Consider the following 15,190-nt stretch of genomic DNA (forward strand, 5'->3'; position numbering starts at 1 on the left):
GTTAACAGGAACATTTTCATTTACTGTGGTCGCACTTAAGGCTAAATCTGTGGGAGCTTGATTACTAGGATTTTCATTAACATTATTTACCGCAATTGTCAAGGTTTTCTCAAAACTTAGTCCCCCTTGGTCTGTGGTTTTTACGCGAATACTGTAACTATTCTTGGTTTCAAAATCGGGGGAATTATTAATCTGTAATTGATTCCCTACAATCGAGAAGGCAGTATTATCTGTATCTCCTGTTCCTGCTATCAAACTATAGGTAAAGGTATTGCCAGTATCGGGGTCTGTGCTAGAAAATGTTCCAATTACTGTATTGGGGGCAACATTTTCATTTACTGTAGTGGCACTTAATGCTAAATCTGTGGGAGCTTGATTACCGGGAGTTTCATTGATGGATTCAGCTGGGGCCCCTGGATCAACAATTTGTCCGTTGGCGGTGAGGTCGTCGTCTCCCCTTTGACCATCGACAAAGTGAAGGATAATCTCATTTTGACCGTCGCTGTTGAGGTCTTGGAAGGTTGCACCTGTTTTGGAGATGGGGTCGTAGCTAAAATTATACCAGTGGGGGGTGGGATTGTCGGGGGTTGCGCCGTATTTCCAGTAGGCATTGGCGGTACTGCCTTCGGGTAGGTATAGGGTAACGGTGGTGGCACCGCCTTGGCTGATTTGGGGGATGTCAATGTCAAAGAATCCGACGGGGAAGTTGACGTTGGCTGGGGCGTTACTGGGAGAGGGGTTGACGATGGCTCGAATGTTGGTTAGGGGTTGATTTTTGGGGATGACAACGTTGACGTATTTATTGTTAGTGGTTTCGATGGAAATGATATTATCGGTGACGGAATCAATGATGGTGACAATCCCCTGATTATTGTCAAGAGTTGCATTGACGGGATTACTGAGTTTAATCGAAAAAGTTTCGTTTTCTTCATTGAGATCGTCATTGAGGATGGGAATGGTAATAGTAGCCGTTGAAGTATTAGCAGGAATGGTGAGAGTTCCAGTTTTGCTAGTGTAATCTACATTGGCGGTAGCACTAGAAGATACAGTAGTATAGTCAACACTAATTTGTTTGGAAATTGGTTTATCGACGGAGACGGAAAGGATTGCATTACTATCTTGACCTTCGATAACGGTGATATTATTGATGGAAAGCTTGGGTGTCAATATGGTGACAATTCCCTGATTATTGGTAAGAATTGCATTGACGGGATTACTGAGTTTAATCGCAAAAGTTTCGTCGTTTTCTTCATTGATATCATCATCAAGGATGGGAATGGTAATAGTAGCAGTAGAAGTATTAGCAGGAATGGTGAGAGTTCCAGTCTTGCTAATGTAATCTACATTGGCGGTAGCACTAACAGGTGCAGTAGCATAATCCACAGTAATTTGTTCTGGGTTGGGATTATTGACAGTAACGGTGAGGATTGCATTACTATCTTGACCTTCAATAACGGTGATATTATTGATGGAAAGCTTCGCATCTATAATCGTGACAATTCCCTGATTATTGGTAAGAATTGCATTGACAGGATTACTGAGTTTAATCGCAAAAGTTTCGTTTTCTTCATCGAGATCATCATTGAGGATAGGAATGGTAATAGTAGCAGTAGAAGTATTCGCCGGAATGATCAAAGTTCCGGTTGTGCTAGTGTAATCTAAATCGGCGGTAGCGCTAACAGGTGCAGTAGTAGCGCTAACAGGTGCAGTAGTATAATCGACAGTAATTTGTTCTGGACTTGGTTTGTCAACCGTGACTGTGAGGATGGCGGTATTATCTAAGCCTTCGACAACGGTGATATTATTGATCGAGAGCTTAGGCCTTTCTATTCTCACCTCAACCGTGCCTATCAAATCTTCTTCTTCGGCACGGAATTCGGGGGTTTCCTTCAAGAGACTATGCAACGAAGAGAAGGCATTTTCCTTATCAGAGCGTGAAGCACTCGGATTCAATATAGTTGAGGTGAGATGATCATATATTGACTTCAACCTGAAATCTAACAACAGATAGTCAAAGCTATCAATTACTATCTCAGCACTTACTTCGATAGATTCTGGAAGTTCATATAGAAATTGATCGCCATTAATAATAATTTTACCGGAGAGCGCAGAAACGGGATTTGGTATGATCCAAATATCTTGCTTTTCGTCATAATTATCATTTGCAAGAAAATCTTCTTTGTCAAATACAAAGATGCTTTGCTGACGAATGGTAAAATCATCATCTTGAGCAATTAAAGGGATATTAAATTCATCGGTAAAAGACCAAGGATTTAACCAGCGCTCTCCAGGCTTAGAGGGAAAAGCAGCTAAGCTTTGAAATACTGGTCCTTCAATTCCATCGTCACCAGGTGTGATACCAATTAAATCTAAATTAACAAATGGTTCTCCTTTATCTTGTTCTCCCCATTTTCCCGGAAATAATAACCATTGTTGAGCCTTTCCATCTTCAGTAGAAATTGCATCACCAATATAGCCATCGCCAACACGGGGAAGGTATATCACATTTGGGGCTTTCTTCTCGCCATTTCCTGAATGAGATTCTACGTTGCCAAATAAATCCAATGGATTAGGTGTAAACCAAGTTGTTTCACCTGATTTAGAGTAACTGGCATGACCTCCCAAACCAACGTAAACTTTTGGTCTTCCCGTCTGTTCATCAAAATCAAGATATTCCCAACGATACGTTGTTCCGCCATCACCCTCATTGGTAAAGGTAGAACCAAAAAATCCTGCGATTTCTACGTGCTGATTAAAAGCAACTCGATCAGGTACTCCATTTTTTAAGAAAACAGTTATACCTTCCCAATCACCATCATGGGTATTGGCTCCATCAAAATCCGCCCAATTACTTTTAGCAAAATGAAAGTAGTAGGAGATAGCAATTTCACCATTTTGCTCTAAAAGGGTTGCAAAAATAGTAGGCGAACTTTGCAATGAATCAGGGTTTAGATTTACAATCGTTTCCGCATCTCCCAATCTTACAGGCTTATCTTGATTGGGTTCTTGTCTTTGTAGCTTTTCATCCCAGTTATAACCATCGGGGTCAAGAGGAAGGTTATATTTTTCATCTTGCTCGAACAGCAAAATAGGAGCATATTGCGCGATGAGAGTTTGGCTTATATCTGGCTCAGGATGATCGGCAACAAATTTAGTTACTAATTTATCAATTTCTCTATTGCCTTTTTGTAAAGTAAAACTTATCTCTTCAACAATAGGCTCACTGGGAACCGCAAAACCATCAATTTGCAATTGATGTCGGCCTTGTGTCAGCTGGCCTAGATCAGCTTTACCTAGGTGACTGAGTGAAACGGTTTTTCCAACATCTCCATCAATAATCACTCTTGCATCTTCTTTAATGCCCCAATTAGTTTTTAGTGGAAAGAGACTCTCAGTATCTATTTCCAAGGTGTATCTACCCGTTTCTGGGATAGAGACATATAGGTTGACCACAATAGGATCATCATTCACCGTTGCCCACCAACGATCGATCCCGATACTGGGAATCGCTTCAGCCGTCATGACAGCATCACGCCCATCTTCCATCTCAACCCAAAAAGCAATATCACCGTTTATATTTATCGGATCATAGATTGCTACATCACTGATTCCATTTCCCTGCTCAATTATCAATGATGGCAAAAGAAGCTGATTTTCATCATTGGAAAAACCAAAATTAGTTGAATACAGGCCTTTGTTGTTTTGCTTATTAAAACCAATATAAGCAACAGTATGTCCGATATTTTGAGTATTAACTCCGACTGGTGAATCAGGATCAAAACCGCTGAAAATGCCTTCGTCTTCTCCTTGATCAAGCGTGCCATTCTTATTGTAGTCTTCCCAGATTTCGCCCTGATCTAAATAGCCATTACCCGAAATCCCAGCAATTCGTTCGATAGCCCCATCTTCAACACGATAAACAAAAATACCTTCTCCCGGAGTTGTTTGATATTTTTCTGCGCCATCTTCGCTCAAGTCTCCGTAAAAAGCTACAACCGTGCCATCATCACTAATGCGCGGGTTTTTTCCCAGACTCGAAAAATCAGATGCAATATCTTTTACGACATTTAAACTATCATCTAAAAGTTCTATCTTGTTTTGATAATAACGCACCACAGTTCCATTATCTGCCATCCAAAATCTCGGCGCTCCAGCAGCTGGATCATACTTTTGTTCAGTAAAGATGGTTGGGGCTCCCAGTGTGGTACTAGGAGTATCTAAAGCTGAATAATGTCCTGCTGAGGCCGTAGGATGCCAAGTACCCTCAAGAAAACTATTGAATACAGTATCACCATTATTGTTGAAACTCGGATTACTCAGTAGTCCGTAGTAGTCTGGCGAGTAGGTTCGCAGGATGGGGACAGATCCAAGGAATAGCAATCCGCCATACATACCAGTGAGACCAGATAATGCTAAAGAGAGGTCGTTTAGGAGCAGTAGAGGAACAAAACCCTGAGCCACGGGTGTAACAGTGTTGGTTTTATTGGCATCCCATTTCTCAATGAATGAGTAGGGTTTACTAATATATTCCGAAGCAATAAAAGAAGGTGCAATGAAGTTACCGAGATAATAAGCCATCAGCATAGCAGGTCCTTCTGCTAGTTCGATACGCCGAACTAATACCTCTCCATTATTATTAATCTGCACACCTCCCGCATACTCACGATTCGACAAACCAGCACTAATCGTTATGTCAGAAAACTTATCAAACATACGGGCGGGATTCCGGGCGGTTGTATTCAACAGAAAAGTTACAATGCTACGGTCGGGAAGAAATCCATAATTCGGATTGGCAAAAGTGCTTTTGATCATATTCGGGGCTATGTCCTTGACACCAAAGCCGCTGTTTGCAACCAAGATAGTATCTTTTTTAATGGTTCTTCCTTTCCATGTTTCAGTAAAACCACCCGCAGCACCATCACCAATAAAGGCAATTTGACCTAAATCATTAATCGAAACTTCCGGTTTAATAAAGCCGATCGCTACTGGTGCCGGAAGGGGAGGCTCTGTATTTTGCAGTTCAATAGTTCGGGTAGAGAAACCTTGAGAAATAATACTACTAGACGAATTAAATGAGTCGGTTTTTTCTAAAGCATCGTTCGTGCCAAAAGCACTAATTTGAGACTGAGTATTATCAACACTGGAGCCATCGTCAGGAAAGTCACCCGTTTGGGCAACAAAGCTATAGGAATAATATGGATTCAGTGAAGTTAGATCTAAACTGGGTGGATTGTATGGCTCGATCGCGCCTCCCACAATCTTAAATAGAGAGGTGGCGCTATTATTAGCCCCATCAAATGCCTGAATGGCGATCGTGCGATCATTGCCGTTTGGTAGTTGAATGTCGCCACTAAAGCTAGTTCCGATAACGCTTAACTCTCCTAAGCTCTGGCGATCTGTCCGATCTACCACATAAACCCGCAAACCAGTTTCCTCTAACTCCCCACTAATCGAAAGCACATTATCCGTTAGAGAAAACACCAGATTAGTCGGTTTTGTTGGCGCAACCGTATCCATCGCCCAATTCACAACACGAGCATTCGTCCCTGCTCGGCCCCAGTCATCTTGAATGCCACTGCCCTCCACCGTTAAGCTGTAATTGCCATCCCCAGCTTGTAAACCCGTTAAGCCACTAAGGCGATAGCTCACATCCGTCAGCTTCGTAACAGTAACACTACTGTCAAGTTGAACCGTCACACCATTAGCTGTGAAAATCAGATCGTTAAAATCAAAGGAACTGGGATCGATCGCCTTGGAGAACTTCACATCAAGGCTAGAAACCTTAGTGCGGCGATAACTGCTGAGACCAGTAAGTGAGACAATTGATAGTGGCGTTGCATCTAACGTCCAAGTAAAGCCCTTGGCATCCACCCCTCGGTTGCCGTCGAGATCCACAACTCCCTTAGCATCCACTAGGAAGTTATAAACCCCACCCACATCGGTAATATCGGTTAAATTGCCAACCTCATAGGTTTTCTCGTCAATTTGGGTGACAGTAATCGTATTCTTGGTGAGATTGCCCTCCTCATTGCGGTTGATGAAAACATCTTCCCAAGTAAAAGTACCCGGCTCAATCGCTTCGGAAAACTTGACGGTAATGGTTTGGGTGATGGGCTTAGTAACCAGGTTTGAAGTAAAACCGCTCACAGATTCCACAAAGGGGCGATCGCCTGTAACCGACCAAAATTCCTTAACTACTCCTGTCCCAAAATTGCCCTCAAAATCCTGCACACCCGCCGCATTCACACTCAGTTCGTACCGCCCCACCTTCTGGCTAATCCCCTCGATATTGCCGATGGTGAAAGCGATGGGAATATCAGGATTCTGGACGGTAATGCTTAGACCGCTGCTATCAATGGGAACACCATCAAGGGTAACGGTAATATCGCTGAGATCGAAGGATTCTCGCTTAATCGGTTCGGTAAAGAGAAGTTGAATGCTGTCTTTTTCCTTCAACTCCTCTGGAATCGGGAATAACCAACTATTGGGCTGAACTGGATCCACATAGACCATATTTCGCACTTTCGGCGCTGTCTGATCCCCCGTCGCGTAGGTGACAGTGTAGGTTTGCTCTCCGGCTGTGGCGTTATAGTCTAACAGGTGTAGCCTAAATTCATAAATCGGCTTATCGTCATATTCTTGAACAGAAATGGGGTTATCTACGTTATTAACGTCCCAAATAATCTCCGTTCCCTCGAACTCCAAACTCGCGGGGAAGGTGCGATCGGTGCGCCAGTAATTGTTCAACGGCACTTCCGTCCCATCGGCGCGGGTAATACTCTTGACATTAAAGAAGCCTTGACCCGGATCGAGGAGATTGAGGTAAGTCCAGCCATTTTCTACCGTCGCCGTGACTTGGACTGTGCGATCGCTAAAACTGACCACCCCATCGGCACTGACATTAGTAGCAGTCTTAACCGGTGCAGTTCCTCCCTGAGAAAAATAAAGAGTATCGGGGGTAACATTGGGGTCAACGATGTCATTGACCAAAAAGTCGGGCAGATCATCCCCATCCGCCTGTACCTTCTGGATGAGTTCGTGGATTTTGACCTCTTTAATTAAGGATAATTCTGGCTTGCCTAAGCTGTTAACGTGCTCAAAAGTGGCATCATATTCGATGAATTTGCCCTGTAAGCTCGATTTCAGCAGCCAATCCCCAACGGCAGTCTCCCCCGCCTTAATATCGCCCAGATTAACCGTTAGGGATGGTTCCGCATCTTCCCCATTGATCTGAGAACCAATAATATTAAAGTCAATGAGTAAACCACTCTTATTCTCGATAATCTTGGGTTCAGAGGAGGTAATCCTGAGATTTTTTGCGTCTCCCTTGCCTTCATTCCGTACTAAAACCGCTAAGGAGAAGGGTATAGAAGGTTCCACCATATCCGTATAGGGATCGTCCCCATAGACATTACGGGATTGGAAATAGTCGAGGTAGAGTTCTGCTTGGGGGTAAACCGTGACAGGAGGAGAAATCAGGGGAACGGTGATGGTTTTGCCGTCTTCCATATAGGAAAGCGTTCCGCCAATGGCGTATTGCAGGGGAACTTCCGGTGCGGCGAGATTAGTGGGAATAAACGTCCACTCCGCAGTGCCGACCCCTTCATCTTGGGGAGTATTGGGGTCATCGGGAGTGAGGATACCTGTCCCATCTACCGCCGAAAGATTAATTAACGTCGGTTGGGTAATGCCAAAGAGATCGTTGACAATATTTCCCTGAGCATTCTCAATTTGCAGATTGACCTTAATATTTTGGAGGCTAAAATCGTTCCCATTGTCGATGGTAAGAGTGCCTACAAAGGCGGATCGCGTCATCAAAGCTTGCTGATTGATCTGGATTTTAACCGTTGCATCACTGTTAGGGATTCGTATGACAATTGGGATATCAGGCCCTTCTAGGTTTAGTGAGGGAAATTTAAACTCCGGCCAGTCTCCTTCTCCCCCATTGGGAACTTCAATGTTGAGATATTCAATAGCAGGCTCGAAAAGGGGGAAGAAAGTTCCAAAGAAGGGTACACCGAGTATGGGATAAGGAGTATCGATAATCGAGCAATTGCCGTCGGTACAGTCCGACACGCGGGTAATCCGCACGGGAATGGTTAGGGATTCTTTAGCTTCTAGGCGGTCAATAGTATCGATTAATGGTTTGAATTCATAGAATTCAGTGAGCGGAAACTTGCCCGTATCAGGGAATACGAGCATATAGGGCGTTTCAGAGGCAACTAACCCGTGATTGGTGAAAGTCAGATCAATTTGACTGATGTTCCCAATCTGTCGCAGGTACGCCATGTCAATCTGTTCGGGTTCGACGGTGATCACCGGCTGGGGAACATCCGCTTCAAAAACGCTAGTGAGGGTGATCTTATACTCATCCTCAATCTCGGTAGGAACGACTGTCCAGACATATCTCACCGCTTGGCGGGATAGGAAAGAGGTAATGGTTTCAATTTCTCCCGCATCCAGTTTGACATTCTGGCTAAAGGATTGGTGATTCTCGGCTTTAACGTCTAATTTGTAGTAGCCTTCGGGAAGGTCATCCCACGCCACCATTCCCGTTTGATCCGTGACTGTGCGGCGAATTTCAGCAGAAGTGAAGTAATCGCGCAGGATCACCGTTGCATTTGCCAATTTGGGCGAGCCTTCTGCATAGTAGGTAAACTCATTTTCCACATTCACCCGCAGACTAGCCACAGCATCAGAAACCGCTCGGAACTTGAAGGGCAAAGATAAATCGCCATCATTGCCATCTGCATCTAATAAGAGATTGCCTGTATATTCAACTAACTCTAAATTGGCATCAGGGGTTAATAATAGGCTGATTTTGGCGGATTCTCCGATGCCAAGGCTGGAGATAGTAGCAGGGGAAGCTAACTTTAACCAAGGGGCATTAGGTAATAAGACTTTAATATTATTGGCGATCGCTCCACCTGTATTAGTCACAGTAAACTCTACAGCGGTCTGATCTCCCCGTAACATCCCACTGGTGAGAGTATCCACAGAAGCCACCAGACGGGGGACAATACGCTCTAAATTGATAGTGACGGGTAAAACCGCTCTGACTCCCTCTGTGCTGGTGAGGCGGATATTAAAGTTATCTTGGGTGACGGTGGAATTATTGGGGGCGAGAATGGTATAGGTGAGGGTATTTTGCCCCGAACCCGCCAAATTAGAGGGAGTATTGACCTTTATCTGCCAATTACTGGGCGCACCTTCTACGATGTAGGTAATACCGTTAATGGGGATATCGCTCAGGTTTTGTAGAGTGACTTGTCCGGTAAATGTCTGATCTGCCAGAATTTTCTGAGAGATGCTCTTGTCAGTAAAGCGCATTCCCAACAATTTCAAGCTATCTTCTGGTGCAGCATCTTCTGTGGGGACACCGGGGAAATAAGCGTTAATTTCGTAGGTTCCCGCCTCGCCGGGTAAGGGTTTAAAGGTCTTGACAAAGTTGCCATTAATATCAGTTAATGCCGAAAGTTCCCGCACAAAACCGTTATTTTTGATGGCAATGGTGACAAACTCAAAGGGAATAGGAGAATTATCCTCATTGCTTAATGCTTCCCCACGCAACACAATTGACTGTTCTTCAATTCCTACTTCCACATCAGTAGCAACCACTCCCCGATAAGCAGCTTGAACCGTAATCGGTGTGACGACAAGGTTATTGGTTTCCCCGAATACCCCTTCATTGACCACATCAGTGGTATCAATTTCTGCAATTAGATAATAATTACCCGGTGTTGTCGGTGCAAAGAAAGGCAGATTACGTTGATAGAATTGCCCAGTTAAAATAGTCCCGTTAATACTGACATCAGCGAGTAACTTATCGTTCTTATCTAAATTAGGATCGCTGGACAAGTAAATGTGATCAACTAAAGGATCAGCCGTAGCGTCGGCGGTAAATAGCCCGTTATTGACAACTTTATAAGTAAAGAAAGACTGTTTACCTGTGTATAGCGTCTCACTATTACTAAACTCCGTAATCACTAAATCGGGCATCTTGAAGTCGGTAACGATGACATCATAAGTTACTGGATCATATCCCCCGGCGGTAGCTGTTAGAGTGACTTTTTGATCCCCATCTGGTATCCCATCATCAATGACATTAATATCAAAGTTTGCTGAAGCTTGCCCTGCTGGAATAACAACTTGAACGGGAACGGTAGCTTCGGTGGTGTTGCTAGAAGTCAGGGTGACAATTAAATCTTGATTAGTAACGACATTACGAGTAACTGTACCAATAGCGGCGTTATTCCCTAATTCTTCGTCAATGACTTTTTTATTGGTGGATAAAGTTAAAACCGGAGGTGTATTATCGTTGATAATAGTTAAAACTGCTGTGGTTTGGGTTCCTAATGTTGCCCCATTGGTCGGGTTATTTAGGGTTAAATTAATGGTTTCATTGGGTTCAAATACGCCATCATTGACAATGGGAATAGTGACAACTTTACTGGTTTCTCCATTGGCAAAATCAACCGTAACTGAGGTATTGATATAGTCATCAGGACGGGTAGCTGTTCCATCGGTTAGGCTAATGGTAGCACTGACTGAGCCATCACTTCCTCCGGTACGGTTAACGGTAACAGCTACTACGGGAGTGCCATCTTCATTAATACTATAGTTTGCCTGAGAGAAGGCTAATACACCCGGCACTGCATCGTTATCAATGATGTTTAATACTGCTGTTGTTTGGGTTCCTAATGTTGCGCCACCTGTAGGACTAGATAGAGTTAAGTTAACGGTTTCTGTAGGTTCATAAACGGTATCATTATTGATGGGAATGGTAACGGTTTTACTGGTTTCGCCATTAGCAAAGGTGACAGTTATGGGGGTATTAGTGTAATCGTCTCCTGCGATTGCGCTTCCATTGCTAGGGGTTAGAATAACGCTAACTTCCCCGTCACTTCCATTAGTACGATCCAGAGCAACTTGAGTGGCAGGTGTGCCATTTTCATTGATTGAGTAAGTAGCATTCCTGAACTGAATAATACCGTGAGACAATCCATCGCTAACAACAAATACACGAACCGACACATTATCTAAACCCCAACTTTCATCTCCTATACCTTGCAATCCAATTCCTGAAAAATTTAAAATGATTGAATTGCTAACATTAGGAAAAGTATAAGATAAATGATAAACTGAATCTCCATAATAAGTGTAACCAAGAGTATCCATCTCGGTTGCTCCCGCTCCCGCTGGATAATCACCCGCATCTGTGCTTCCGGGGTAAGCTTGAGGATAGCCATCAATTTCTTGTTCTTGTATATTAGAAAAAGTGGTATTTAATAAGGTATTTCCACCAGCAATACTTAAGTTGAATTGATCAGGACCGTAAAAAGTATTATTCCCGTCCCAAGAATCCATAATAAATAAATCAAACTCTAAAGTTACGTTAGTATTGGCTAATCGTTGATCATTAAGTGTTAAACTAACTGTATCATTGGAAAACTGTCCCAGAAAATTCCTGGCTCCAGAGGGAGTCATTGAGCGGGTTGTATTTGACCATTCACTTCCTGCGTTAGTTTCAAAGTTATTCGAGTAAATCTCAAGGCCAGAGGAAACATCATTAATGATGGTTCCTGTAACTGTTGTGGTTGTCCCTACGGTATAACCTGTCCCCGCAGCAAGGGTTAAAATAACAGTTTCATCACTTTCTACTGTTGTATCAGCAGTGGGGTCAACAGTTACAGTCGCAGTGGATGAATTAGCCGCAAAGGTGACGCTGGTGGGAATAGAAGTGTAATCGGTTCCATTAGTAGCTGTTCCCCCAACTGTATAGTTAGCGGTTAAGGCGCTGGTAGTAGAACCGGTACGGGTGAAGGTATAAATGAGATTAGCTGTCCCATCTTCAGTAACACTACTGGGAGAAATAGCAAGAGTAATACTAGGGAAATCATCATTGGTGATTGTTCCCGTCACTGCGGTGGTGGTCCCAACTGTATAACCTGTCCCAGAAGCGAGGGTTAAAATAACAGTTTCGTTACTTTCTACTATTGTGTCAGCAGTGGGGTCAATTGCTACAGTAGCAGTGGATGAACCAGCAGCAAAGGTGACGCTGGTGGGAAGAGAAGTGTAATCGATTCCATTGGTTGCTGTCCCACTGATACTGTAGTTAACTGTTAAAAGATTGGTGGTGGAACCTGTACGAGTGAAAGTGTAAATGAGATTAGCTGTCCCGTCTTCAGTTACACTTACTGGGGCTACTGCTAAGGTGATAGATGGTAGTAAAGAAATGACGGAAATGTTATCTAGTGCGGGGCCAAAAGCAGCATTTTCTGGCTCAATAGATAAACTATAAAATTCCAAGGTCGTTGTGGATGCAGTTGCCGTAAATACCCAGGTCTTATTTACCCAGCCCATATTATCATCACTAAACCCTGTAGTATCAAAGGAAAAAACTTCGGACTGGCCTGCGGCTGAAACTCCTAGTTGTCTGATGGGAGTTCCACTATAAGTATTGCCAGCCAAGGCAAAGGAGACAAGGTATTGTTGGCCTGCAATAGTGCTGAAAGTTTGAGCTATACCACCCACTCCAGGCGAACCATTGAGATCGAGAGAGCGATCGCCATCTGCATCTACCCAATAAGCTGTATAGTCAATTTGATCCCTCGTAACAGTCCATCCTGTGATTGCGGTAGAACCAGGGTTAAGTGGTAAATAACCACCAGGATCTGGGCCAATTTCAAAACTACCATTAGTGATTAGATTGACTTGAAAATTAGGATCGTAAATAGCATAAAGTCCCTGTCCATCATTGCTCTTAGCAATTAATACTCCTTGATTGTCATTAGCATTTAGATCAATAATTGTTTGACCATACTGTTGATATAATTGATCTATATTTGCAAGAATTGGATGAGATGAAGGGTTAATAGGAATATTGCCGTAAAACTCATTCCATTGATTTGCCAATGACAACCCAAAATTATTCAAGAAATCCTTCCAAGCATTAGCCTCACTCGTAATACTATCAAAACTTCCAGTAATTCCAGTTCCTGCCATTAGATAAACATTTCCTCCACTGTTTACATAATCAATTAATACCTGATTATCTACTGGGGATCCGCCAAGAAAAACTCCATCATATTGTTGTAATGTCTCTAACGTGAATGGCAAATTAGGTGCAACCTTCCATTGATGTCCTGCATCAGTTAAAGCTTTAGATAGTTGAAATCCTGTGAAACCAAGGTTATCGGAATAAGCAAGAAATGAGCCTTTCTTCCCATTAGCAAAATAATTAGCGATATTCTGAGCAAATAATAGTGAATCGTCGGGAGCATTACTAAATCCAGAATCACTTAATGTAAATTCATCATTAGCAACAATAATCTTGCCAGATTTAAGCAATTTATTCTGTTCAACTGTAATTACTTCCCCATTTAAATTAATTATCTTTGAATCATCCTCAGCTTTCAATACCTCCAAGGTTGCCACATCCAGACTATTTCCCTGCACCAACTCCGCAAAAATTGCCCCCTCATCTCCCGGCGCATCCGTACTATTCAACACCCCATCCACATAATGGCCATACTCCTCCAACAGTAAAGCCACAATTGCCCCTAAATTGCCCTGATTCTGACCCAGAAACTCGTAAGATAGGTAAATTCGGTTATTTGCTATTGCATAAGCCCCATTTGCCCCATTAAGGTGATTTCCTGAAACAATTTCAATAAGGGGAAAACCACTTAAATCGCCTGCTTGCCACTGGCTTTGTAATTCATCAGTATTAACTGCCGTGCCAAAGGCTACCTGTATTTTGTCGCCAAAGGCAGAATCATCGGCAAACTGTTGTAATTTGCCAGAAATTAACAGCGTTGCCTGTTGTAGCGCAGAAATAATATCTGAATCGAGGGGTAACGCAGATTCTAGGGTTAAGTTAGTTGTGAGGGTGTAAAGGGTGTTAGGCATGGGATGAACTAGGGATAAAAAAGAGAATTAAACAGGATTCAGCGATATTTTGGTGGCAAAATCGATAAATTTGCACAACAATATCCCAAATATCCCAATGGACAACAAAGCCAATCGAGAGATTAGGAGAATAATTGGTTAGGGAATATCAAATTGATCTAAAAACTCATCCGCGAGTCTAGCCTAAGCTACCTAGCTATGTCAAGAAATTTTCAGTAACCTCACAGGAACTTTAAAAAAACTTAACCAAATTTAGAGAATATAGCTATTGGCTATCCCCTTATTACTTCTATATCCTGGGTTATAACTGTTGGGATTATCTGGGCTGCCACCGGTAATGCGATGTTGATATTATTAAGTTGTGTTAATAGCGTAATTTCTATGGTTTTCATAGTCTAAAAACAATGGTTATCCTCTTGTGTGAATAGGAGGAAAATCTAAGCTGGTATCTCCCATTCAGCCGCTCGTAACTAGATAAGAGAAACTGTAGCGATTAATAAGTGCCTAAGCAAAATTAATTACACATTTAAGCTGCTACTCTGTCACTAAACACAGAAAACGGGTTTCTTGAAGAAACCCGTTTTCTTGGGCGACAAACCAGAATTATTCAGGTTTGATTAACTGATTTAAGTAGTCCTGAAAATCTGAGATTGAGTCAAGAGTAATCGCTTGTCTGTGGAGATTTTTTAGAAGAGAAGTGTCTTTAACTTGGCTAATCTCATCAACCAGTTCAGAAGGCACATTCTCAAAGCGAATCTCAAGGGCATCAATGACAGATTCTCGAGCTTTTTGAATCATCCCTTTTTCCATTCCCATTCTTTCAACACTGGTAATATAAGGCATTCGTTTTTCCTCCTCGTACTGATTTAATTCCTGTTGAAACTCTTGTTCTAATTCAGCGGGCAAGCTCATCAGCCAATCGATAAACTTAAAGAGGTTGATAATATCCTCTCGTTGATAACCCTGTTCGTACAACCGTTTAGTTAATGCTAATTTCGCTTCTTTGCGCTTTTTTCGGTTTTGCCGAGTTTCTAAAGCTTGGAGATGCGCCATCACGACTGTAGCAAAAGGATTGCGGTTGGCTGCTAAGTGAGCTTGAGGAAAAAAGAAGGAAACAAAGTCTTCAAAGTAGATTTCTAAGACATCTTTCCAAGGAGTATCAAAATCAGTATTTGGGTTAGTCATTTCAGTTATCAGTTATCAGTTATCAGTTATCAGTTATCAGTTATCAGTTATCAGTTATCAGTTATCAGTTATCAGTTATCAGTTATCAGTTATC

General features: G+C 42.6%; 2 protein-coding genes. Both read right to left on the reverse strand.

Annotated elements, in window-relative coordinates; all coding sequences use genetic code 11:
- Positions 1–13,911: choice-of-anchor C family protein (locus MICAI_RS26710; RefSeq protein WP_039899251.1), on the reverse strand; the 13,911-nt coding region annotated here is incomplete at its 3' end.
- Positions 13,912–14,514: 603 nt separating this feature from the next.
- Positions 14,515–15,096, reverse strand: a complete 582-nt coding sequence (locus MICAI_RS00695) for a hypothetical protein (RefSeq protein ID WP_008196297.1) — start codon at positions 15,094–15,096, stop codon at positions 14,515–14,517.
- Positions 15,097–15,190: the final 94 nt, after the last annotated feature.

The sequence above is a fragment of the Microcystis sp. T1-4 genome (assembly GCF_000297435.1).
Taxonomy (GTDB): Bacteria; Cyanobacteriota; Cyanobacteriia; order Cyanobacteriales; family Microcystaceae; genus Microcystis.

Bases quoted from the DNA above. Each gene is read 5' to 3' on its own strand.
- MICAI_RS00695 (WP_008196297.1), bottom strand. From the start codon at position 15,096: ATGACTAACCCAAATACTGATTTTGATACTCCTTGGAAAGATGTCTTA.